Source organism: Caldovatus sediminis, from assembly GCF_014644455.1.
GTDB lineage: Bacteria > Pseudomonadota > Alphaproteobacteria > Acetobacterales > Acetobacteraceae > Caldovatus > Caldovatus sediminis.
In genome coordinates this window covers 426,376-449,093 of record NZ_BMKS01000004.1, presented here as the reverse complement: position 1 = coordinate 449,093, position 22,718 = coordinate 426,376, and the positions used below count along the sequence as shown (strand labels likewise).

Sequence of the window (22,718 nt, the reverse complement as noted above, 5' to 3'; positions counted from 1 at the left end):
GCGCTCGCCGCAACGCCGCCCATCAGCCGACTGACCAGCGACAACCTCCTTGGCAGCGACAGCTAGGGCGTGCGTGCCTGCGCCGGGATGTCCGACGCCGGATAGTGGCGGTAGAGGAAGGGCGGCAGCTCCGCCGCCCTGTCCTCGGGGAGGACGCAGCCCGCACCGTCCTCGAGGAAGCGGTAGACCATCACTCGGTCGAAGCCGGTGAGGCGCCGGAACTCGCGCGCCGCGGCCCGGCATGTGCCGGGCAGATCGGGCGCGGCGTCCATCGCCCGCACCGTGGGAGCAGCCGCGCCGCCGACAGGCAGACCGCCGCCGACGCGCCTCGCCGGTCCCGCCCGCCGGGCGAAGGTTACGGTGCCGCGACTGGCCCGGCAGGGCGGCAAGGACCGGCGCGGCATCACCGCCGCTCCAGCGTCCTCGGGCGCCACGGCCCGGATGCGGGCGGCGCGCGGCGGGAGGAAGGCAGCACGGAGAGCGGGAACGAACGTCTCGCGGCTTGCTGATCCCTCTCATACTTCCTGGGCCTTCTTGGGCGATCCCGCGACGGTGTCAGGCGACGGCGGGCGCAGCCCGGCGCCCGGCCATGGCGAGGGGCCGCGCCCGGCGAGGTGCGCCCCCGACCAGGCGACGCGCTGCGCGACGGGCCGCGCCGCGGCTGACGCTCCGCCCGCCGCGCGGCCTCAAGCCGGGGCCGCCGGGGCGCGGCGCCGGGACGCCCGCAGCCAGTTCACCGCCACCACCGGCGCCAGCAGCGCAAAGCCCGTGATCGAGAGCGGCCCGCTCGGCGCGATCAGCAGCAGTGCCGCCAGCACCAGCAGCGCTTGGCTGAACGGGCCCATGTGCGTGAAGGCGTACCCCGTGAGCCCGGCGCCGAGCGCGGCGACCCCGATCGCGCAGGTCAGGGTGGTGACCAGGAAGTCGCCCCAGGTGAAGCCCTCGATCACCACCAGCATCACCGGCGCGTAGGCGAAGACGAAGGGCACTGTCGCCTTGGCCATGCCGAGGCGGAAGGCGGTCAGCCCGGTGCGGAACGGATTCGCCCCGGCGATCCCCGCCGCGGCGTAGGCGGAGACGCAGACCGGCGGCGTCAGGTCCGCGAGGATCCCGAAGTAGAGGATGAACAGGTGCGCGGCGAGCGGCGGCACGCCGAGCTGCACGACCGCCGGCGCCGCGATCGCCGCCAGCACGATGTAGAGCGCCGTGGTCGGGATGCCGGCGCCCATCACCACGCAGACGAGGGCGACGAAGACCAGCGTCAGGAACAGCGTCAGCCCCTGGACGGAGGCGACGTCCGCGGGCAGCAGCGCGATCAGCGGGCGGAACATCTCCGCCGTGCTGGCGGCCGCCTGGGTGACCATGAAGCCGACGCGGAATCCGGCGCCGGTCAGCGTGACCACGCCCACCACGATGCCGACCGCGGCCGCCGCCGCGCCGACCGCCAGCGCGTAGCGCGCGCCGACGTCGAAGGCGTACCAGAGGTCCTTCGGCGTCAGCCGGTTGCGCGGGTTGAGGAACCCCACGACGATGCAGGCGGTGATGCCCCAGAACGCCGCGAGGTAGGGCGTGTAGCCCTCGACGATCACCCCGACCAGCAGCACGAGCGGGATCACCGTCGGCCAGCCGTCGCGGATGGTGGGCCAGAGGCGCGGCAGCTCCTCCTCCGACATACCGCGCAGGCCAAGGCGCTTGGCCTCCAGGTGGACCTGCACGAACACGCCCCAGAAGTGCATCAGGGCCGGGATCGCGGCGGCCACCAGCAGCGTCGTCAGCGGGATCGCCAGGAACTCGATCATCACGAAGGCGGCCGCGCCCATGATGGGCGGCGTGATCTGCCCCCCCGCGCTCGCCGCCGCCTCCACCGCACCCGCGAAATGCGCGCGGTAGCCGATCTTCTTCATCGCCGGGATGGTCAGCGACCCGGTGGTGACGGTGTTGGCGATCGAGGAGCCGCTGATGCTCCCGAACAGCGCCGAGGACACCACCGCCACTTTGGCCGGCCCGCCCGGGTACCGCCCCGCCGCCACCGAGGCGAGGTCGATGAAGAACTGGCCGAGTCCCATGCGCGTCGCGATGACGCCGAACAGCACAAAATGGAAGACGTAGGTCGCGACGACCTTCGCCGGGATGCCGAAGATCCCCTCCTGCGTCAGGTAGACGTGGTTGACGAAGCCCTCCCAGTCCGCTCCGGGATGCGACAGGACGCCGCCTATGCGGTGGCCGAGCAGCGCGTAGGCGATGAAGACCAGCACGATCGCTGGCAGCACCCAGCCCATCGCGCGGCGCACCGCCTCGAGCGTCAGCACGACCATCGCCGTGCCCATCACCACGTCCGTGGCGTTGGGCATGCCGATGCGGAAGGTCAGCTCGTCGAAGACGACCGGCAGGTAGATCGCGGCCGCGGCGACGGCGGCGGCGAACGCCCAATCGAGCAGCGGCACCCCGCCGATCCGCGGCCCCGGCGGCGGGCGCCGCGTCGGGAACAGCAGGAAGGTGAGCGCGAGCACGGCGGCGAGGTGGATGGACTTGTGCCAGTGCTCGGTCAGGATGCCGAAGCCGGCGGTGTAGTAATGGAACGCCGACAGGGCGACGAGCGCCGCCGAGACCAGCCCCGCGACCGGCCCCCGCAGCTCGCGGAAGCGCAGCTCGGCGTCGTAGCGCGTCTCCAGCCTCGCCGCGCCGGCGAGGTCGAGGCGGCCGGCGGGCGCCGCGCCCGCCGCCGCGGCGCCGTCGCCCTGCACCACGCCGGCTCAGTTCAGCATGCCGGCTTCGCGGTAGTAGCGCTCCGCCCCGGGGTGGAACGGCACCACGCCGCGGCCTTGCAGCGCGTTCTGCCGCACGATCTCGCGCCCCTTGGCGTGGCCGCGCTCGAGCAGATTGCGGGTCACGTCCGACCACAGGGCGCGGGTGATGCCGTAGACCAGCTCCTCCGGCACGCTGTCGCGCACCAGCCAGACGGCGCCGACGGTGAGGGTCGGCACGTCCTCCTCCAGCCCCTCGTAGGCGCCGCGCGGGATCGTGCCGGTGCCGTAGAAGGGCGCGCGCTCGATCACGCGCTGCGCGTTGGGACCGGCGATCGGCAGAAAGCGGCAGCCGCTGCGGGCGCAGAATTCGGAGAAGGCGGCGGCGGGGTAGCCGACCACGGTGAAGGTGGCGTCGAGGCCGCGGTCCTGCATCCGCTCCGTGCCCTGGGCCTGGTTGAGGAACTCCGCGGTGTAGTCGCGGCCGGCGCGCAGGCCGTTGGCCTCGAGGATCAGTTCGCTGCCGATGCGCGCGCCGGAGGCCTGCAGCCCGATCGCGATGCGCTTGCCGCGCAGGTCCTCGAAGCCGCGGATCGGGCTGTCGCGGCGCACCACGGCGTGGATGTGCTCGGGGAACAGGTGGGCGATGAAGCGCAGGCGCTCGAGCTTCGGGCGGCCCTCGAACAGGCCGGTGCCGGTGTAGGCCCAGTGGGCGACGTCGGACTGGCTGAAGGCGCTCTCGGCGTTGCCGGACTGGATCAGGTTGACGTTCTGCACGCTGCCCTGGGTCGCCTGCGCGACCGCGACCAGGCCCGGCACGCCGGCGGTGCCGCCGGCCTCGCCGCAGGGCGCGCCGGGCGGGCAGGAGATGGCGTTCGCGATGATGCCGCCGATCGGGTAGTAGGTCCCGCCCGCGCTCCCCGTGCCGATGCGGAAGAACTGCGGCGCGGCCTGGGCCAGCGCGGCGGCCGGCGCGCAGACGGCGGCCGCGGCGACGGCGGCCAGGACGGTTCGGCGGAGCGTCATCGGGCTGATCCCCCAGCGTCGTGTGCTTCCCGGCGGCGGAAACTAGCCGATCGCCGCGGGCCGCCACAACCGCCCCTCCCGCCGGGCCGACCGGCCGCAGGCGGCGCGCTGGACGGGCGCGGCAAAATCCGCGACGACGGCGCCGCAGGCGCAGGCGCGCGCGGCGCCCGCCCCGGGGGACCACCGATGCTCTCGCTGTTCGAGCTGGGCGCCCTGCTGCTGACCCTCTCGGCCGCCTTCGCCTGGCTGAATTACCGCTACGTGCGGCTGCCCCACACCATCGGCCTGCTGGTCATCGGCCTCGCATCCTCCCTCGTCCTGGTGCTGTTCGAGCTCGCGGTGCCCGAGGAGCAGCTCTACGAGGCGCTCACCGGGGCGCTGCGTCAGATAGACTTCACGGCGACGGTGATGGAGGGGATGCTCGCCTTCCTCCTGTTCGCCGGTGCGCTGCACGTGGACCTGGAGGAGCTGCGCGGTCGCGCCGGATCGGTGGCGCTGATGGCCTCGGTCGGCGTCGTCGTCTCGACCGCGGTGGTCGGGGTGGGCATCTGGCTGCTCTCGGCGCCGCTCGGCATCCCGATCCCGCTCCCCTGGGCGCTCGTCTTCGGCGCGCTGATCAGCCCGACCGATCCGGTCGCCGTGCTCTCGACGCTGAAGGTCGTGCGCGTGCCGGCCGCGCTCGAGACCGAGATGAAGGGCGAGAGCCTGTTCAACGACGGCGTCGGCGTCGTCCTCTTCACCGTCCTCCTCGCCATCGCCATCGGCACCGGCCCCGAGCACGACGCGGCGACGCCGCTCGGCATCGCCCGGCTCTTCGTGGTGGAGGCGGGCGGCGGCGCGGCGCTCGGCGCCGCCGCCGGCTGGCTCGCCTACCGCATGATGCGGCAGGTGGACGACTACCCGATCGAGGCGCTGATCACCCTCGGCCTCGTCACCGGCACCTACGCACTCGCGCAGGCGCTGCACCTGTCGGGCCCGATCGCGGTGGTGGTCGCAGGCCTGCTGGTCGGCCACCGCGGCCCGCAGGACGCGATGAGCGAGGACACGCAACGCCACGTCTTCGGCTTCTGGACGCTGCTCGACGAGGTGCTGAACTCGGTCCTGTTCCTGCTGATCGGGCTGGAGGTCCTGGTGCTGCGCTTCGACCCGGGCTTCGCCGGCCTCGCCGCCGCGGCGATCCCGCTCGCCCTGCTCGGCCGCCTGGCCGCGGTGTCGGGCCCGGTCGTCGCGCTGCGCCCCTGGCTCGACTTCGGCCCGGGCACGGTGCGGCTCCTCACCTGGGGCGGGCTGCGCGGCGGGATCTCGGTCGCGCTCGCCCTTTCCCTGCCGGAGGTGGAGGCCAAGCCGGCGCTGCTCGCCGCGACCTACGCCGTGGTCGTGTTCAGCATCGTGGTGCAGGGCTCCTCGCTCGCCGCGGTGGCGCGGGCGGCGTCGCGGCCGGCGGTTCGGTGAGGGGCGCGGTCACGCGGCCGGCTCCGCCTGCGGCGCCTCGGCCGGGTCCGCCAGCTCCTCCCGCAGCCAGGCGGCGAGCAGGCGGCCGTCGCGCTGGCGCAGCAGGCCCGGGCGGGTGACCAGCCAGTAGGCCGTCCCGCTCGCCACCGCCGGCCCGAGCGCGACCACGCGGCGCGCGCCGAGGTCCGCGGCGCAGGCCGGCAGGCGCCCGAGCGCCACGCCGAGGCCCTGCGCCGCCGCCTCGAGCCCCATGTGCGCCGTGTCGAAGCGCAGCCCCCTCCTCGGATCGGGCGGCGCCGCCATTCCCGTCCGCGACGCCCAGGCCGCCCAGTCCTCGCTCACCGTGGTCAGGTGGATCGCCGGCAGCCGCGCCAGCGCCGCCTCGAGCGACAGCCCGGCGAACGCGGGCGCCGCGACCGGGACCAGGCGCTCCTGCACCAGCCGGTGCCACTCGCCCGGCCCCGACGGCTCCCGCGCCATGCGGATGGCCAGGTCGCGGCGCCCGTCGCCGAGATCCACCCAGTCCTGCTCGGTGGTGATGCTGATCGCCAGGGCCGGATGCCGCCGCCGCAGCGCCGGCAGGCGCGGCAGCAGCCAGCGCGCGGCGAAGGTCGGCGCCACGCTGATGCGGAGCCCCGCCTCGTGCCGCGCCGCGACGAGCCGCCCGACCGTGCCCGCGAGCGCGTCGAAGGCCCGGCTCGCCTCGGCCAGCAGCGCCTCGCCCGCCGGCGTCAGCGCGAGGCCGCGCGGATCGCGCCGGAACAGCGGCAGGCCGAGATGGTCCTCCAGCGTGCGCACGGCGTGGCTGACGGCGCTCGGCGTGACGCCGAGTTCCTCGGCCGCGGCGGTGAAGCCGCCGCGCCGGCCCGCCGCCTCGAACACCCGGAGCGCCGCGAGCGGCGGCAACTGCCTGCGCATCATGCCGGTCGCCTCTTTGCTGCATTGCAACCAGAAAGGCCGGTGCCGCTCCACGCCAAGGGCAGCATGACTGACCTGTTCCCGGCGCGCTCCTCGCGACCGCGGGCGTCGCGGCGGGCTGGTGAACGACGCTCATCGCACTTGAGGAGGTCTCGGTCGCGACGGCCGCGCGCGCCGTGCAGGCTCGCATCGCTGCCAGACCGGAGATGCGACCATGACGACCGAGACCGACCTCCGGCCCGCCCGCCGCCGCGCCCTCGCCCGCGAGGCCGAACCGGACCTCCCGATCGCGGGCGCTTGCCGCGCCGGGCCGGCGGGCCCACACCCGCGCCCGTCCGATCCGCGGATGGGGGTGCCTGCGGCCCGGGCCCCCGCCCTCCCGCGTGCCGAACCGGTCGCCGCGCGCCTCGCCGCCCCGGCGGACGCCAACGGCATCGCGACCGGCGTGCCCCGGCGCCGCCCGGAGGGAACCGCCGGCGTCGCCCTCGCGATCGAGCGCGCGTCGCGGACCCTCGGGCTGTGGCTGGAGCGCGCGCGGCAGCGCCGCCGCCTCGCCGCGCTGACCGACGCCGCGCTCAGGGACATCGGCATCAGCCGCCACGACGCGGCGCGCGAGGCGTCCAAGCCCTTCTGGCGCGCATAGGGGAGCGCCATGCACATCGGCCGTCGCGACATCGCGCCCTCCTGCGACCTCGAACGATGCAGCCGGGGTGCCGGCGCGGCCTCCGCCGTGCCCGCGACGCCGGCGGGCAGGCCTAGCTGCCGGCCCCTCGGCGGACGGTTCGCATCGCTCCTGCGCCTTCCGGCAACGCTGTTCCTCCGATGGCGGCGGCGCATGACCGAGGCTCACGAGCTCGCCGCCCTGTCCGACCGCGAACTGCGGGACATCGGCCTGAACCGCTACGAGGTCGCGCGCACGCTGGGCAGGCCGTTCCGGAGCCCGTGGTGACGGCGCGGCCGGACGCCGCCCGGCCGTTCCGCCCGCTCCCGGGCGCCCGTCGGCCGGCGCGGTGCCGCTCGACCCGTCCCGCCGGCGCCGGCCTCCGGCGCCCGCCGCCCGCGCCTCACCGCGTCGTGATGCGCGACCGCGGCCGCCCGCAGCCCGGGCGATGGCGGGCCCCCGTGCCTCGCCCCCATCTTCCGCCCCGCCAGGCCGCGGCGGCGGCGAAGGAGAGGGCGAGAGATGCGGCAGCAGCACCAGTCGGCCATCGCGCAGCCGATGCGCTACCTCGACAGGGCGATGGGCGCGCTGCGCGACCTCGGCCTGCCGCTGCCCGAGCCCTCGGCCCGGGAGAGCCCGATCACCGGCCTGCTCTCGCGCATCGGCGAGCTCGACCCGAACCGTGTCGCGCTGATCGCGCGCGTGCTCAACCAGGCCACCGTCTTCAACGAGGTGGTGCGCGAGCAGATCCGCGCGATGGAGATCGGCAGCCGCTACGAGACCATCACCGAGAGCTTCAACTCGATCCGCGACGACGCGCGGACCATGGTGCGCCAGATCGAGGACGGCCGCATCTCCACCCTCGAGCGCCTGTCCAACATCTGGCAGAAGGCCAGGCGCGGCGACATCGCCCAGCGCTTCGACCGCATCCGCGCCGCCTACCTCGACGTTTCCCGCGACACCAAGGAGAACATCGAGCGCGAGCGCGCCATCCTCGAGGCCTACCGCGACTTCCGCGGCGCGCTGAAGGAGGCGGAGGTGATGGCGCTCGAGCTGCTGCACGCCGCCGAGCGCCACCTCGAGGAACGGCGGCGCGCGATGGAAGCGGCCTCCGCCGCGGTCGAGAACGCCACCCCCGCGGACCCCGCCGCCCGCGCCCGGCTCGAGCTCGCGCGCGACGAGGCGCTGCGCGCGCTCCAGCAGGAGGAGGCGCGCTACCAGATCGTCAAGGACCTCGCCGACAACCTAACCGTCTCCTACAACACCTCCGAGGTCATCATGGCCCGCCTGGTGCAGATCACCAGCGCGAAGGAGCGCGTCTACCAGCAGTCGGTCAGCTTCTTCTCCACCAACGAGGCGGTGCTGACCGCGCTGACCGCGAGCTTCACCGGCATGCACGGCCTGCACGAGAGCACGCGCACGCTGGAGGGCATGAAGGCGGGCGTGGAGCGGAGCCTGGAGACGCTGGCCGAGATCGGCGGCAAGGTGCAGGAGGAGGCGCTGCGCGCCGGCTACGGCCCGACGATCCGCGCCGAGGCGGTGAAGAGGCTCGTGGACAGCGTCGTCAATTACCAGGAACGCTCGCGCGAGATCATCGCCGAGATGCGCCGGCTCGCCACCGAGAACAGCGAGGAGATCCGCCGCAGCGTCGAGGACGCGAAGCGGCGCATGGCGCGCCTGGCGCAGGAGGCGGCCGCCCTGCCGCCGGCGCCCGCCGCGGCCGCGGGGGCACCCGGTCCGACGCATGCCGCCTGACGCCCCCGCGGCGCCGGCGCGGCCCGATGCCGCCCCGCCCCGCCCTCCCGGGGAGCCGCCGCCCCCCGCGCTCGACGAGACCATGCTCGCGATGGACGTGGTGGACACGCTCCGCCACGCCGAGACCCTGGTCGAGCGCGAGCTGCAGGGCGACGCGCGCCGCGCGCGCCTCAAGCAGCGCCTGCGCGAGATCTACGCCACCCAGGGCATCGAGGTTCCGGAGCGCATCCTCGACCAAGGCGTCGCCGCGCTCGAGCAGCAGCGCTTCGCCTACCGGCCGACGCCGCCCTCCTTCCAGCGCAGCCTCGCGACCCTCTGGGCGACGCGCGCGCGCTGGGGGCGCGCGGCGCTGTTCGCCCTCGGCGCCCTGCTCCTCCTTGGCGGCGGCTGGTGGTTCGGCATCCGCCTGCCGGCCGAGCGCGCCCGCGTCGCCCTCCAGGCCGAGCTCGAGACCGGCCTGCCCGGCGCCCTGCGCGCCGAGCGCGAGCGGGTGCTCGCCGCCACCGAGGCGCCGGAGGCGCGCGCCGAGGCCGACCGCCTGGTCGCGGAGGGCGAGGCGGCGGCCCGCGCCGGCGCGGCCGCGGACGCCCGCGCGCGCCTCGCGCAGCTCCAGGCGCTGCGCCAGCAGGCCTCCCTCGCCTACACGGTGCGCATCGTCAGCCGGCCCGGCGAGCCCTCCGGCGTCTGGCGCGTGCCGGAGGACAACCCGCGGGCGCGCAACTTCTACCTGATCGTCGAGGCGGTGGACCGCGACGGGCGACCGGTGGAGGTGCCGGTGACGAGCGAGGAGGACGGGCACCGCGCCACCGTCTCGCGCTGGGGCCTGCGGGTGACGCCCGAGGAGTTCGAGCGCGTGCGCCAGGACAAGCTCGCCGACGGCGTGATCGACCGGCCGGTGGTCGGCGTGAAGCGCGCCGGCGCGCTGCGGCCGGAGTGGAGCGTGGACACGACGGGGGGCGCGATCCTGCGGTGGTGACGATGGACTGGCGGGGCAGCGCGATCCGTGGCGGCGGCCGACGGGGCGCCGACCGCGGCGACGGCGCGTTCACCGGCGGCGACCTCATGCAGGGCGTGGACGAGCGCCTCGCCCGCGCCGAGCGCGAGGCGCGGGCCGTGCAGGAGGAAGCCGACAGCCTCGCCGCCCGGCGCGACGCGCTGCGCGGCGAGGAGGCCGAGGCGCTGCGCGAACTCGCGCGGATGCGGCTCGACGCCCTGCGGCGGGGCGCGGACGGCGGCGTGGTGCTCGAACGGCTCGACGAGGCCGGGCGGAGGGCGCGCGCGCTGATCGAACGGGGCACGCAGGCCCGGACCGCGTTCGAGGCCGAGCTCGCCGAGCGCCAGGCCGCGCTGCTGGCGGCGAACGCGGCGCGCGACCGGGCGGCGGCGCGGCTGGACGAGGCGGAGGCGGCGGCCGAGCGGGCGCTCGAGGAGACGCGCGCGCGGCTTGCCGCCGCCGACCCTGAATGGCGCCGCCGCCGCGACGCGGCCATCGAGGCCGCGCAGGTCGCCCGGCACGCCGACCGGAAGGCCGCCTTCGCGCGCCGCGACCGCGAGGAGAAGGGCAGGCCCTACGAGGCCGATCCGCTCTTCCTCTACCTCTGGCGACGCGGCTACGGCACGCCCGCCTACCGCGCCGGCCCGATCGCGCGGCTGCTCGACGGCTGGGTCGCGCGCGTCGCGCGCTACGAGTCCGCGCGGCGCAGCTACGCGCTCCTGACCGAGCTGCCCGAACGCCTCGCCGAGCACGCCGCGCGGATGCGCGACGCCGCCGAGGCGGCGGCGGCCGACCTCGCCGAATACGAACGCGCGGCGGCGGCGGGCGCCGCGACGGTGCCGGAGGCGCTGCGCCAGGCGCTCGAGCGCGCGGAGGACGCGGTGGAGGCCGCGCACGCCGCGCTCGAGGAGACCGAGCGCCGCCGCGCCGCGCTGACCGCCGGCGAGGACGCCGCCACGCGCGGGGCCGTCGCGGCGCTCGAGGCCGCCCTCGCCCACGCCAGCGTGCGCGAGCTGCGCGAGGCCGCCGCGCGCACGCCGACGCCGCAGGACGACGCGGTGGTCGCCCGCATGGAGCGCGCCGCGGCGGAGCGGGCGGAGGTCGAACGCCGCCTCGGCGAACGGCGGACCGAGGCCGAGGCCGCGCGGCGGCGGGTCGAGGAGCTGCTCGCCATCCGCCAGGAGATGCGCCGGCGCGGCTACGCCCAGGATCGCTGGAGCTTCGGCGACGGCGCCCTGGTCGGCATGCTGCTGAGCGAGCTGCTGCGCGGCGCGCTGAGCCGCGACGGCTTCTGGGACCGCATGGACCAGCACCGCATCCCGCAAGGCGGCGGCGCCTCGCCGGGCGGCACGGGCGGCGGAAGCTTCGGCGGACGGGGCGGCTTCCGCACCGGCGGCACCATCCGCGGCGGCGGCTTCAGGACCGGCGGATCGTTCTGAGCCGGAGCGGGCGGCCGCGCGGCGTCCGGGAAGGGATGCAGGGGCGCGGCGGCGGCCGGAGCGCTGGAATCCGATTGTCGGATCACCTTCCTAATGGTATATATCTCTCGTTAGGTTTCCACCCTTGGTTTAGAAGGAGCCGGCTATGGGCAGCGACCTCCTGGCCACCCTCCGGGCCGAGGAGATGCGACTCTGCGCCGAGTTGCGCGCCACCACGACCTTCCGCCGGCTTGCGGCGGTGGGGCGGGTGCTGGAGCTCTACCGCGACGAGCCGTCCAGTCCGCGGTCGCCGTCGCACGAGATCACCGCGTCGCCCGAAACCGCCCTGCCGGTGGCGGCCGCCATGGACCCGCCGACCGGGTCCGCGGACGCGCCGCCGACGGTGTCCGTTGCGGTCGAGAGCCCCTCCCCACAGACCGAAGCGACGGTGGCCGCGGCCGAGCCGCCGCAGGCCGCCGAGGCCAGCGCCCCGAGCCGCGCCGTGTCCGCCGTGCGCGCCGCGCTGTTCGCGGCGCTCGCGCAGCCCGATCGGGCCGCCGCCCGCGCCTGACGCTCCCGTGCCGGAGGGGCGGCGCGGCCGCTCGCGCCGCGGGCAGCGGCTGATGCCCGCCCGTCCTGCCGGCGGTCCTCGCCCAGGCGCCTCGGAGCCGGTCCCGTTCACGCCGACGATCCACACCCTGGCGTCCGGCTGGCGGTCCGCGGCCGGGACGATCGCGGGTAGGCTGGCGCGCTAGCCCTGCCAAGGGGCAGGCGGCGGCACCGACGGGGCCGCCGCGGCGGCTGCGGTGCGCGAGTTGGCCGTCAGCAGGCGCAGCCGGAGGAACTCCCGGGTGCGGTCGGGCGCCTCCGCCGGGCCCGCCGCCGGCGGCGAACGGCGCTTCCAGACGAGCTGGGGATTGAAGCAGAGCAGGTCGCCGGGCCGCGTCTCCATGCGCAGCGCCAGCGCCGGATCGGTGCACGCCGCGTCCAGTGCGTCGAGCGCGGCGCGCTGCGCCGGCTCCAGCGGAGCAACGCCCGGCGTCGCTGCCGCGTCCTCGATCGCGGCGCGGTTGTAGCGTGCGCTGAACGCCCCGCCCGTCACGCTGAACACCGGCCGCGCCGCCACTGAGCCATCGGCCTCGCGATGCGGCAGCGGCTGGTACAGCGCTTCCAGCGCCGCGCGGTCGCGCTTAAGCAGCGCGTTGTGCACCGCCATGGCCGAGATCAGGGCCGAAGCGCCGGAGGCGGGAGGCTGGCGCAGGCAGAGCAGCAGCACCGCGTCGCAGGGATCGGCGTGGAACGGCGCGGCCGTCGCGCCCCCGATCGGCGCGCTCGCCAGATGCGTCACCGGGCCGCCGGGCTCCGCCGCATCCTGCGGCAGGGGGATGCCGAGGTGCAGGCCGAGCGCGAGCAGCAGCGCCTCCGCCCCGGCCGTGCCGTGGCGGTCGAAGGGCAGGCCGCGCAGCAGGGCGAAGCCGCGCCCGTGCTCGAGCCGCGCGCGGAGGTCGGCGATCACCGGGGAGAGGGTCGGCAGCGGCACCTCGGCCGCGCGCTCCGGACGCCGGCCGCCGAGCGCGGTGATCGCCGCGTCCAGCTCCGCCTCCGCCTCCTGGCCGAGCGGGATCATCCAGTCCGAAGGCGACAGCTCGCCGGCCTGCCAGAGCGCCGGACCGGTCTGCGGGACGAGGCGCGGCGGGCGCACCCGGGGGGTGCCGAGCGGGGAGGACATTGCGGCACCCTAGCAGCCCCGCCGGGCCGCCGGGGAGGGTGTAGCGTGACAGGCGAATTTGGACGCCGTGCCATCAGATTTGGAATTGGCGGGGGTGTTCCTAAGCGGTATTTAGGACATTTCTCCCAGTCCTAGTTAGGACAAATGTCCTGCCACCGGCTGACACGGCCGGCCGGCGGCACGCGCCCGCCGATCAGTCCCCCGGCAGCAGGCCGCGGGCGGCGTGCCATTCCCAGGCCCGCCGACCGTGGTCGCGCTCCTTCCAGCGGAGCGCGAGGTCCATCGCCGCGCCGCGCCAGGTCCCAGGCGCTCATGCCGGGCTGCCGGCGGCCTCGTCCGGGGTGCCGTCGGCGAGCACCGCCGCGGCCTCGCTCTCGGTCAGGAGCCCGGCGGCGACCATGGCCGCCACCCCGGCCCGGGTCTCCGGGGCGTCGAGGTCCACGAAGCGGCTCGCGGCCAGGTCGTCGAGGAACACCTGCAGCGTCGGGTCGCCGGCGGCCAGCGCCTGCGCGGCGGCGAGGGTGATCGCGGCGCGCGTAGCCGGCGGGAAGCGCCGGCGGAAGGCAAGCGGCGCGAGGCGGCGCACCGGCGGCGGGGGCGGCGGCGCGGGCGGGTCGGCGAGCTCCGGCCGCCCGTCCGCCCCGGGGATGATGCGCTTGCCGGCGGCCTGCCCCGCGAGCAGGGCGGCATGCTCCTCGCGCGAGATCGGCACCGCATCCTCCGGCACGCTGGCCGGGGCATGCAGCTGCGGGTCGTAGAAGCCGCGGGTCGCGGCAGAGAAGAGCACAGCCATCGTCTTGCCCCCTAAACCCCGATCCCGAGTGCCCATAGGGTCGTGGGATTGATGCTATCGGCCCACTCTTGCAGCCGCCACGTGATCCCGGACGCGGTCTTGGTCGTCACGCGCGCCACGGACTTCCCCTCACTCGCAGCATCGTCCTGCAGCGAGACGAAGGCCGCCAGGCAGGCGGCGGGGAAGACGATGGGCCAGGCGAGCGTCCCCGCCGCCTCGCCGGTGCCGGCGCCCCAGTCCGGCACCGCCGTGCTCGCCCACTGCAGGATCAGCCCGCCCGGGAACACCTTGTACCCGGCGGCGGTGAGCAATTGCGGCGTGTTCAGGGCGGCGGCCACCGCGCTCGCCGCACCGGCCGCGACCAGGCCCTGGATCGCGGCCAGCAGCTGGCCCCAATTGGCCTCGTTCGGCGTCAGCCCCGCTCCCTCGATGACGCCGAGCACCTCCTCCTGCAGCCCGTTCAGGAACGCGGCGGTGACCTGCGTCCCGCTGAGGCCGGCGAGGAGGTTGCGGTCGCGGAAGCCCCTGCGGCCCCCGCCGATGTCCACGGTGTTGGCGCCGTTGATCCGGTCCATCAGGCAGCCTCCGGGTAGGAGAAGACGGGCGTGGTGTGGGCGGGGGCGAGGCGGCGGATCACGCACTCCACCAGCGCGGGCACGATCTCGCCGAGCGGCGCGCCGGCTTCGGCGCCGCCGGCCTCGAACTCGATCACCCGCGTCGGCGGCAGGTGCATCCGCCAGACGAAGACCTCCGCGGGCGGGACGAGCTCCATGCCGGCCTCGGCGCCGCCGCAGACGAACGGGCGGCTCTCCTCGACCCGGGCCTCCGGCACGCCGAGCTGCGCCGCGATCGCCTCGAAGTAGGCGGGCGTCTGCAGCCCGCCGGCGGTCCAGCGCTGGTGCGCGGCGCGGCGGCGTTCGTCGAGGCCGGTCAGGAGCAGGTCGCGGCCGCACGGGTCGGGGCCGAGCACCCGCTCGTAGTCCGGCAGCAGCGCGTCCGCCGCCCGCAGGTCCACCTGCGCCAGCAGCGCCGCGGCGGCGGCCTCGATGCGGGCGATCTCCGCCGCCGCCCCCCGCAGCAGGCGGGCGAGCGCGCTGTCGGCCTCGCGCGGCCAGGCCCAGCCCGAGGGCAGCAGCGCCAGCAGCTCGGCGAGGACGTCCTCGGCGCTGCGCAGGCGCGTCTCTGGCCCGGCGCCCGGCTCGGGGCCGGGGGCGGCCGCCGCGCCGGCCGGTGCGGTGGCGAAGGGGGCGGTGGCGACGGGCCAGGTGGCGGGCGTCATGGCGGGCCCCTACTGCAGGAGCGCGACCACACGGCGACGACGGAGGGCGACGGCGGAGCCGACGAACCACACCTCGGCGCCGGCCGCCGTGACCAGCATCTCGGTGCGGTTGAAGAACCACACCTCGGCGCCGGCGGCATCCATCCGCAGCGTGCCGGGATCGCGCGCCCACACCTCGGCGCCGGCGGTGCTGGCCACTGCGTGGGTGATGGCAGTATCGGTGGTCCAGCCGGCGGTGAAGCCGCCCGGCACGGCGCCGACCAATGCGCTGGCGCCGAAGTTGGCCACGGCCTGGTCGTTGGCGGCGCCGAAGCCCGCCATCGGATACCAGTTGGCCCCGCCGCCATAGCCGAGGCTCGCCAGCGACACCCCGCCCTGGCCGGTGGCCGGGTTGTGCGCGGTCGAGCCGTTCCAGTTGCCGCTCGCCCCGGCGCGGAACCACACCTTGCCGGCGTCGAGGTCGAGGGCGATGCCGATCACGTCGCCATTGGCCCGCGCCCCCAGCGAGAGGCCGGTGCTCGCGCTCCCCAGATAGATGCCGCCGTCGCGACGCACCGTCACGGCGAAGGCGGGCGGCGTGCTGGCGCCGAAACTGCCGACCGTCGCCGCCGCCGTGCAGGCGCCGACCCTGGTGTTGGCGTTGGCCCAGGTCGGCAGCGTGATCTCCCAGTACCACTTGCCGCTGCGGTTGGTGCCCTGGCCGCGCACGCCGCCGGCGCCGCTCGCGGTCGCCGTCAGGTTGCCGTTGCTCAGCGTGACGGCGCTGAGCTGGCCCGGGTCCCAGGTGGCGAACGGCATCGGCTAGGCGCTGATCTTGGGGCCGAGCTGCAGCGCGTCCACAGCACTCGGCGTCCACGCCGCCGAAGTCGCCGGGTCTGTGCCCAGGAACCCCACCAGGCGCTGGTAGGAGAGCGACACCGCGTCGCTGCCCGCCGCCGCCGCCTCGACACCACCGGACTTGGCGATCACCTGCAGCGTGCGTGTACCGCTGTCGGAACGCTTGGCGACCACGAACGGCGCCACCCCGACGATCGAGGCCGGCGCGACCCCCTTGCTGGCCAGCGTCTCCACCCCGTAGAGGTCCTGGGCGCCAACCGTCGCCGCGTAGACGTAGCCGGCATCGCCGTCCGTCGGATGGCGCAGCAGCGAATGCTGGACCGGGTTGGCGAGCGCCAGCGCCAGCACAGGCTGCGCCGCCGATCCTGGCGTTCCCGGCACCATCGGGTTGGGGAAGCTCGCGCCGTAGGTCAGCGACTGGCCGGCGCGTGTGCCGCTGGCGCCGGCCGCGAAGGTGCAGTTGGCGCTGGCCCACAGCGCTACCCACACCGGCCCCTGCGGCACCGTCACCGGTGCGCCCTGCAACGGGATCGTCACCAGCCCGGCAGTGGGGTTGGTGACGCCCGATCCCTGGGCGATCAGGGCGCCGGGGGCGCCGTTGTTGTCGGCGTAGAGCGCGGCGTTGAGACTGCCGGTGATGGTGGAGGTCAGCGTTACGCCGATGCTGCTCGCATGCCCCTGCGCCGGCGACTGGTAGAGGAAGGCAGCGATGGTGTTGGCGTTCTCGCTGCGCGTCGTGGTCTGGGTGATGTTGCCGATCGCGGCCGGGCCGGGCGTGAACTGCGCCTGCACGGTGCTGGCTGGGGCGAGCGTCACCGCCCGCACGTCGCCGAGCCAGTCGTTGGGCGCTGCGCCGCTGCCGGACCACACCAGCAGGTCGTCGCAATGCGACACCGCCCCGCCGTTGTTGGTGCCGAGCACGAGCCCGTTGGCGTAGGCGTTGGTGCTGCCGCCACGGGTATTGACACCACCGACCAGCAGGGTCGGGGTAGCGCTGCCGTTCTTGCGCACCTCGACGCTGCCGGCGGTGTCGTGGACCACCGCCTTGATCTGCCAAGAGTCCCAGACGTTCTGGGCGGTGGCGCCGGTGGCCTGGCCCCGCTGCGTGCCAGTCGCACCGCCGGTGTGGACGGTGAGCGAGCCGTCATCGTTCCAACGCACCGTTGCCTGCGCCGCAGCGCCGTCCAGCAGCTGGAGGTAGAAGTAGTGGGAGGAGGAGGTGGTCCGCTTGAGGCGGAGATTGACATAGAGGGTACCAACATTCTGCCCCAGTGCTCGAGTCAGCCTGAAGCCGCCGAGGTTTGCGATGGTCGCCACCGCACCGCCGAGGCCAAAGGCGGTGGCGGAGGCCGGCAGGACGATGTTGCCGGTGTGGCCGTCCTGGAAGATGCTGTCCCAAGCCGTCAGCAGGTCGCTGGTGGTGCTGTAGACGTCGAAGCCGTCGCCGAACAGGTAGGCCATAGGTCAGCTCCCACGGAGGAAGGCCAGGGTGACGGCGAGGTCGGCGAGCGTCGCATCAGCGGTGGCCGGGCACGCCAGGTAGACCGTCGTGCCGGCCGGGATCGCGGTCTGCGCGTTGCCGCCGCGGGTCGCGGTGGTGGCGGCGGCGGCAAAGGTCAGGGTCGCATTCGCGATCGGCGTCGCCCCGGCGCGGAGCTGGAACACGCTGTTGGCGGTCGCCGCCGTCGCCGCAGTGGCCGAACACACCGCCGGGGCGGTGGCACTGCCGACCGTGACGCTGCCGGAGAGGCCCGCCGGCAGGGTGAGGTCGACAGGCGCGACGAACAGCGGGATCAGCTCGCCGTCCGCCGGCTTGCCCGCGATCCCGACCGTCACCCGGAACACCCGGGCCGCGGCGGTGGCCTCGTCGGCCACGCCGGCGGCGGCCTTGCCGTCGAGCGCCGCCTGGATCTCGCTCCGCCGCATCGCCGCGGCCGCGGGCAGGGTGATGAAGACGTGCTTCGTCCCGCCGCTGAAGGAAACGCGCCCCCCGCCGCTGCTGCTGCTGTGGATCGCCCCGCGCTGCAGCGTCGTCGGCCCGACCAGCGTCGCCTGGCAGACCTCCCACTCCCCGCTCGCCGGGTCCTCGATGCAGACGTCGGTGGTGTCGCCGATCGCCATGACGGCGGCGAAGGTGGCGAACCCGCCCGGCGCGGCGCCGCCGAGCGTGAGGGCGCCCGGGCCGGTGCTGGCGGTCACCTCCTTGACGCGGTCGGCGTAGACGTGGGCCAAGGCTCGCTCCCTCCTAGGCCGGGCTCTGGAAGGTCAGCGTGCCGAGCACGGGCAGCTCGGTCGGGCCCGGCTCGACGTCGGCGGCGGGGGCGATCAGCTGGTGGCTGTACTCGCCGGCGGCGGCGCTGATCGCCTCGGAGAGGCGGGAGCGGGCGAGCCGCGCCCCGATGCGGGCGTCGCGCGCGAAGTGGGTCTCGAGCGCGGCCTGCACCGCGGCGCGGGTCTGCACCGTGTCGGGATCGAGCACCAGGGTGACGTCCACGGGCAGCGGCACCGCCGCCAGCACCGTCACCTGCGCCGTCACCGGGCGCAGCGGCGCGAGCGCCGCCGCCACCATGTCCAGCTCGGCCGCGGTCGGCGCGCGCGGGCCGCGCATGCCCACCACCACGCCGACGCCGCCCGGGCCCGCCCAGGACGGGTGGACGGCGACGTGCGCCACCTCGGGCGAGGCGGCGCGGGCCCAGGCCTCGTAGTCGAAGGCCGCGCCGCCGTGCGGCGGCTGGCGGATCCGCGCCAGCAGCCGGGCGCGCAGCGCCTCGTCGTCCTCGGCGTCGGCGCCGCCGCTGAGGCCGCCCGCGGCCACCACCGCGGTCTGCGGGGCGAGCCCGGCGACGGGCGAGACGAGGCTCAGCGCCGTGCCCTCGGCGAGGTTGCCGGCGGCCCCGGCCGCCGCCGCCCGGACCGCGACGGTGGCGGTGCCGCCCCCGATCGTCGCCGCCTCTGTCGTCAGGTAAAGCGCGCCGGAGGGGGCGCGCAGCGCGATCCCCACCGGCAGGGCGGTGCCGTCGGCGCCGGTGAACACGGCCTGGCCCACCGCCGCGGCGGCGGGCAGGCGCGCGATCCCCCAGACGTCGGCGTGGCGCTGCAGCGCCTCGCCGGTCGCCGTGTCGGGCATCAGGTCCTCGGCCAGCGCCCGCTGGTGGAGCCAGAGGTCGAACACCGCCATGGCGAAGACGCGCGCCAGCACGCCGAGCACGGTGTTCGGCGAGCGCGCGTCCACCCGCGTCTCGCCGGCCTCGAAGGCCTGCTCGATCGCGGCGCCGACGCGCTCGGCGATGGCCGCCGGCTCGGGGATCGGCCAGGTCACGCGCCGGCCTCCGCGGCCGTGGCGGGGGCGGCGACGGGGCGGCGGATCGTGATCCGCGCCGCGCCGGGGCCGGTGCCGGCGCGGGCGGTGATGGCGAGCAGGCCGGGGCGCGCCCAGTCCACGGCGAGCGCAAGCGCCAGGCCGCGCTCGGCGCGCAGCCAGTCGAGCCCCTCGGCCGCGTAGGCTTCGGCGCGGCGGCGCGTCTGCTCGCCGCCCTTGGCGCGCTCGAGCAGCCAGAGGCGGCAGCCGATGCGCCGGCCGCGCCGGTCGAGCGCGTCGCCGCACCAGCCGCGGCGCGGCGCGAGCGCGGCGGGCTCGGCCGCGTCCGCGGCGGGCGTGGCCGAGGGCTCGTCGGGCAGCGCGTCGTCGGCGCGGGCGCGGCCGTCGCTGCCGAGCGAGACCAGCATGGCGGTCGCCGCGGTCCGGTCCAGCGCCAGGTCGCCGTCCTGCACCACCAGGTCGCAGCGGCGCGCGGCGGGATCGTGGCGCAGCATCAGGTCGGCGATGGGGACGGCGGGGCCGGGCATGGCGCGGCAGCCTCGCGCGCGCGCGGATCCGGCGCGACGCGCGCGGGCGCGGGCGTCAGTCCATCGGCGGCGTCGGCGGCGGGCCGGCGCCCGGGTGGCCGTGCGCGTTGTAGCGCTCGCGCATCTCCTGCATGGAACCGGCGTGGTCCTCGACCTCGCCGCTCACCCGCAGGTTGCCGACGATCTCGACGTCGCCGGTGATCCGCAGCCCCTCGGCGCTCGCCTCGATCTCGACCCGCCTGGTCGAGACCAGCACCCTGGCGCCGACCTTCAGCTCGCAGAGGGAGCCGTTGCGGAAGTGCAGGCGGTTGCCGGCAGCGTCGTAGAGCACCGTCTCGCCCGGGGCGAGGGCGCCGAAGCGCACGCTCGGGTGGGCGAGGGGCAGCGCCACCATGTCGGCCGGATCGCCGCCGAGGGCGAGCAGCACGGCGAGCGCCCCCTCGCCCTGGGGCACCGAGCCGAGGCCGAAGGGCTGCAGCACCTCGACGCTCGAGCGCACCACGCCCTGGTGGGTCTCGACATCCACGGTCTGCGTCTGGCCGCCATCGGCCACGCGCACCACCAGGCCGCGCACGGCGAGGCCGCGCAGCGCCATCGCCAGCTCGGTCAGCGCGTCCATCTCAGCGGCCTCCCGCCGCGGGCGGCGGGGCGGCGGTGAGCTCGCTCGCCGTGCTCGCGCCGCCGGCCGCCGGCCGGGCGCGGGCGCGGCGCTGGTCGGCGCCCTCCGGCAGGATCTCGAAGGCCTCCGGCCCCACCAGCGTCAGCGTGGTGCGGTGGCCCTCCGCGCCGTAGGCGTAGCGGACCGCGGCGACCAGCCGGTCGCCGTGGATCCCGGCGTAGGGGTCGTCCACCAGCACCAGCTCGTTGGGGCGCCAGAGCCGATCCTCCTCGCCGGCGCGCCAGTCGGCCACGGTGTAGGTCAGCCGCTCGGCCTCGGCGCGCGCGGTGCGCATCAGCCACTCGGCCTGCTGCTGCACCGAGACGCCGCCCGACTGGGTCTTGGCGACGACGACGCGCGGCCGGTGGCGGTCCACTGCGGCGTCGCGCGCCCGGCCGGTCATCACCACCCCCGCGCGCTCGCCGGCGCCGGGCAGGCGCGCCGGCGCCGGCATCTCCGGCGTCAGCGGGCTCGCCGTGGCGCTGAGGGCGGGGGCGTCGCCGCGGCCGCCGGCGGCGCGTTCGGTCTGGCCCTTGACGATGGTCTCGCTGAACCGTCCCTTCCAGGAGAGCAGCGCCGTCGCCTCCATCACGGTGCCGGGCAGCGCGAGCGGCGCCGGGCCGCGGCGCGCGCCGGAGCGGGTCAGCACCAGGCCGCCGGTGCCGTCGGAGACGACCAGCAGCGCCCGCTGCCGCGCCGCCTTCTCGAGCGCGGCCATCGCCGTCTCCGCCGGGTCGATCGCGAAGCGCGGCAGCGGCGGGCCGACGTCCACCTCGGCGCGCACCGCGATGCCGAAGGGGGCGCAGAGGCGCTGGGCGATCTCGCTCACCGTCAGGCCGCGGTACTCCGCCGGGCCGTCGGGGGCGGCGGCGCAGTCCACCAGGTCCCCGGTGCGGTCGCGCCCCGCCACGCTCGCCCGCAGCTCGGCGCCGCTGATGCTGAGCTTGACCTCGTCGAGGTAGCCGGTGAGCACCGGCTCGCCGTCGATCGCCAGCACCACGGCCTGGCCGGGCTTGAGGGCCGCCGGGACCGGCGCCGGGCCGGCCGCGGCCGGGAGCGTGGCGCGGCTGCGCGCGGCGTCGTGGTATTCGAGCAGGAAGGAGCCGGCGATCTCGGCGAGGTCGCGGACGATCTCGACCTCGGTCCAGGCGTCGAACTGCTGGCCTGCGACCTTCAGCGCGACGCGGCGGGTGGGGGCGAACTCCCGGCGCTCTCCCGCGCCGGCGCTGTGATCGCCGCGCGCGCCGCTCATGCCGGCCGCCCTGCGGGCGCGAGGTATTCGAGGCGCGTGCCGCCCGCCACCGCGCCGGGCAGGCGCAGGCGATTGCGGCGCACCAGGTCCTCGAGCACGGCCACGACGCGGCCCGGATCGTCGCCGGCCAGGTGGTGGGCGGCGAGCCAGGCCGGCATGGCCGCGGCGCCGGCGGGCAGGCGCAGCGTCGCCACGCCGGGCAGGCGGCCGATGCGCTCGTTCAGGTCGGCGGCGAGGGCGGTGCGCAGGGCGGTGGCGGCGCGCCACAGCGCGCCGGGCGCGGCCACCCGTCCGGTCGCGGCCTGGCGTGCGGCCTCGGTCGCGGTGGCGGCGAGCGCCGCGTCGAGGCGGGCGCGCCAGGCCAGCGCCTCCTGCCGGCTCTCGAAGGCGAGGTCGGCGACGCAGGCGGCGGCCTCGGTGCGGGAGGCGGCGGCGAGGGCGAGGGCGAGGCTGGCGGCCGGCTCCTGGTCCGCCGCGGCGGGCGCGAGCGCGGCGGCGGCCTCGAGCAGCACGCGGGCGGCGTCCGCGGCGGCCACGCGGGCGCGCGGCGCGGGCGGCGCGGCGAGCGCCTCGGCGGCGGGGCCGATGGCGGGCGCGGGCGGCGGGGCGGCGGCGGCGGAAAGCGCCGCCGGGGCGGCGAACAGCCGCGCCGCCACCGCATCGGGGTAGCCGTCGTCCAGCGCCAGCGCGCCGATCGCGCCGAGCCCGCCGAGCGGCGCGGCGAGCGCGGCGCGCAGCGCGCCCGAGCCGCGGCCGGCGGCGGCGAGGCGCGCCCAGAGGGCGCCGGTCGCGGTCGCGAAGTCCTGCACCGCGGCGAGGGCGGCGAGCGGCAGCAGGGCCGGCGCGAGGGCGGCGCGCAGCAGGGCGCGCGCCTCGGCGCGCAGCCCGTCCACCGCGGCGAGCAGCCCGCCCAGCGTGTCGAGCCGGGCCGGGACGCGCTCGATCCAGGGCTCGAACAGGGCGTCGAAGCGGGCGAGGCGGAGCTCGCGCTCGGAGAACAGGATCTGGGCCGGGCGGGCGAGCACGACCTGCAGCTCGCCGAGCCAGGGGTGCACCAGGGTGCCCGGCCCCGGCGTGCGGAACGCCTCGGCCAGCGCCTCGGCGCGGCGGACGTAGTCGTCGCCGAGGAGGAGGCCGGTGACGGCGATGCCGCCGTCGAGGGCGCCGAGGTCCTCGTGGACCGTCGCATCGAGGCCGGGGAAGAAGAAGCGCACGACGCGGCGCCCGACCTCGTGGCGGACATCGGGCATGTGGAAGGCGACGCCGCGGAAGGAGGCGGGGAAGAGGCCGTCGAGCAGGGCGCCGAGAGGGGTGTTGGCGAGCAGGCCGGAGGCGGCGAGGAGGCTGCCGGACATG

23 protein-coding genes are annotated in these 22,718 nt (G+C 76.3%); 7 read left to right on the top strand and 16 right to left on the bottom strand.

Annotated features, from left to right (window positions below; genetic code table 11):
* Positions 1–62: 62 nt before the first annotated feature.
* The 3 genes from IEX99_RS09425 to IEX99_RS09415 all read right to left on the bottom strand — a co-directional run bounded on the left by IEX99_RS09425 (position 63) and on the right by IEX99_RS09415 (position 3,770).
* Positions 63–272: a GAF domain-containing protein gene (locus IEX99_RS09425; protein WP_188899756.1), complete on the bottom strand. Its 210-nt coding sequence runs from the start codon at positions 270–272 to the stop codon at positions 63–65.
* 414 nt (positions 273–686) lie between these two features.
* Positions 687–2,744: a TRAP transporter permease gene (locus IEX99_RS09420; protein WP_188899755.1), complete on the bottom strand. Its 2,058-nt coding sequence runs from the start codon at positions 2,742–2,744 to the stop codon at positions 687–689.
* A gap of 9 nt (positions 2,745–2,753) precedes the next feature.
* Complete coding sequence (locus IEX99_RS09415) at positions 2,754–3,770, bottom strand: TAXI family TRAP transporter solute-binding subunit (protein WP_188899754.1); 1,017 nt, start codon at positions 3,768–3,770, stop codon at positions 2,754–2,756.
* A gap of 186 nt (positions 3,771–3,956) precedes the next feature.
* Between IEX99_RS09415 and IEX99_RS09410 the strand changes: the two genes are divergently transcribed.
* Entirely contained in the window at positions 3,957–5,222 is a 1,266-nt protein-coding gene (locus tag IEX99_RS09410) for a cation:proton antiporter (RefSeq protein ID WP_188899753.1), read from the top strand.
* Positions 5,223–5,231: 9 nt separating this feature from the next.
* On the opposite strand, the gene IEX99_RS09405 is transcribed toward IEX99_RS09410, so the two are convergent.
* Complete coding sequence (locus tag IEX99_RS09405; protein ID WP_229677901.1) at positions 5,232–6,143, bottom strand: LysR substrate-binding domain-containing protein; 912 nt, start codon at positions 6,141–6,143, stop codon at positions 5,232–5,234.
* A 349-nt stretch (positions 6,144–6,492) separates the two neighbouring features.
* On the opposite strand from IEX99_RS09405, the gene IEX99_RS09400 reads away from it, so the two are divergent.
* The 6 genes from IEX99_RS09400 (at position 6,493) to IEX99_RS09375 (ending at position 11,539) form a co-directional block, all read left to right on the top strand.
* The gene (locus tag IEX99_RS09400) at positions 6,493–6,783 is read left to right on the top strand and encodes a DUF1127 domain-containing protein (protein ID WP_229677900.1); all 291 of its coding nucleotides are present in this window, start codon (positions 6,493–6,495) and stop codon (positions 6,781–6,783) included.
* A gap of 9 nt (positions 6,784–6,792) precedes the next feature.
* On the top strand, positions 6,793–7,089 hold the full coding sequence (locus tag IEX99_RS22680; RefSeq protein ID WP_188899751.1) for a DUF1127 domain-containing protein: 297 nt from the start codon (positions 6,793–6,795) through the stop codon (positions 7,087–7,089).
* A gap of 234 nt (positions 7,090–7,323) precedes the next feature.
* On the top strand, positions 7,324–8,556 hold the full coding sequence (locus IEX99_RS09390; protein ID WP_188899750.1) for a cell surface protein: 1,233 nt from the start codon (positions 7,324–7,326) through the stop codon (positions 8,554–8,556).
* Positions 8,546–9,532: a DUF6384 family protein gene (locus tag IEX99_RS09385; protein ID WP_188899791.1), complete on the top strand. Its 987-nt coding sequence runs from the start codon at positions 8,546–8,548 to the stop codon at positions 9,530–9,532. Before IEX99_RS09390 ends, IEX99_RS09385 begins: the two co-directional genes overlap by 11 nt.
* On the top strand, positions 9,529–10,989 hold the full coding sequence (locus tag IEX99_RS09380; RefSeq protein ID WP_188899749.1) for a coiled-coil domain-containing protein: 1,461 nt from the start codon (positions 9,529–9,531) through the stop codon (positions 10,987–10,989). The genes IEX99_RS09385 and IEX99_RS09380 overlap by 4 nt, the downstream gene beginning before the upstream one ends.
* Before the next feature lie 145 nt (positions 10,990–11,134).
* Positions 11,135–11,539, top strand: a complete 405-nt coding sequence (locus tag IEX99_RS09375) for a hypothetical protein (RefSeq protein WP_188899748.1) — start codon at positions 11,135–11,137, stop codon at positions 11,537–11,539.
* Between the two features lie 180 nt (positions 11,540–11,719).
* Here IEX99_RS09375 and IEX99_RS09370 read toward each other — a convergent pair whose 3' ends face one another.
* The 12 genes from IEX99_RS09370 to IEX99_RS22675 form a co-directional block, all read right to left on the bottom strand.
* A complete protein-coding gene (locus IEX99_RS09370; protein WP_188899747.1) occupies positions 11,720–12,697 on the bottom strand; it encodes a TauD/TfdA family dioxygenase in 978 nt (325 codons plus the stop codon).
* A 310-nt stretch (positions 12,698–13,007) separates the two neighbouring features.
* On the bottom strand, positions 13,008–13,484 hold the full coding sequence (locus IEX99_RS09365; protein ID WP_188899746.1) for a hypothetical protein: 477 nt from the start codon (positions 13,482–13,484) through the stop codon (positions 13,008–13,010).
* A gap of 17 nt (positions 13,485–13,501) precedes the next feature.
* A complete protein-coding gene (locus IEX99_RS09360) occupies positions 13,502–14,065 on the bottom strand; it encodes a gp53-like domain-containing protein (protein ID WP_188899745.1) in 564 nt (187 codons plus the stop codon).
* The gene (locus tag IEX99_RS09355; protein WP_188899744.1) at positions 14,065–14,769 is read right to left on the bottom strand and encodes a putative phage tail protein; all 705 of its coding nucleotides are present in this window, start codon (positions 14,767–14,769) and stop codon (positions 14,065–14,067) included. Before IEX99_RS09355 ends, IEX99_RS09360 begins: the two co-directional genes overlap by 1 nt.
* 9 nt (positions 14,770–14,778) lie before the next feature.
* Entirely contained in the window at positions 14,779–15,567 is a 789-nt protein-coding gene (locus IEX99_RS09350) for an SPRY domain-containing protein (RefSeq protein ID WP_188899743.1), read from the bottom strand.
* Positions 15,568–15,570: 3 nt separating this feature from the next.
* On the bottom strand, positions 15,571–17,067 hold the full coding sequence (locus IEX99_RS09345) for a hypothetical protein (protein ID WP_188899742.1): 1,497 nt from the start codon (positions 17,065–17,067) through the stop codon (positions 15,571–15,573).
* Positions 17,068–17,070: 3 nt separating this feature from the next.
* Entirely contained in the window at positions 17,071–17,838 is a 768-nt protein-coding gene (locus IEX99_RS09340; protein WP_188899741.1) for a hypothetical protein, read from the bottom strand.
* 13 nt (positions 17,839–17,851) lie between these two features.
* Entirely contained in the window at positions 17,852–18,925 is a 1,074-nt protein-coding gene (locus IEX99_RS09335; RefSeq protein WP_188899740.1) for a baseplate J/gp47 family protein, read from the bottom strand.
* The gene (locus IEX99_RS09330; protein ID WP_229677898.1) at positions 18,922–19,452 is read right to left on the bottom strand and encodes a phage GP46 family protein; all 531 of its coding nucleotides are present in this window, start codon (positions 19,450–19,452) and stop codon (positions 18,922–18,924) included. Before IEX99_RS09330 ends, IEX99_RS09335 begins: the two co-directional genes overlap by 4 nt.
* Positions 19,453–19,507: 55 nt before the next feature.
* On the bottom strand, positions 19,508–20,071 hold the full coding sequence (locus tag IEX99_RS09325; RefSeq protein WP_188899739.1) for a phage baseplate assembly protein domain-containing protein: 564 nt from the start codon (positions 20,069–20,071) through the stop codon (positions 19,508–19,510).
* 1 nt (position 20,072) lies between these two features.
* Positions 20,073–21,362, bottom strand: a complete 1,290-nt coding sequence (locus IEX99_RS09320) for a phage baseplate assembly protein (protein ID WP_188899738.1) — start codon at positions 21,360–21,362, stop codon at positions 20,073–20,075.
* The gene (locus IEX99_RS22675) at positions 21,359–22,717 is read right to left on the bottom strand and encodes a DNA circularization N-terminal domain-containing protein (RefSeq protein ID WP_188899737.1); all 1,359 of its coding nucleotides are present in this window, start codon (positions 22,715–22,717) and stop codon (positions 21,359–21,361) included. The genes IEX99_RS09320 and IEX99_RS22675 overlap by 4 nt, the downstream gene beginning before the upstream one ends.
* Between the last annotated feature and the right edge of the window lies 1 nt (position 22,718).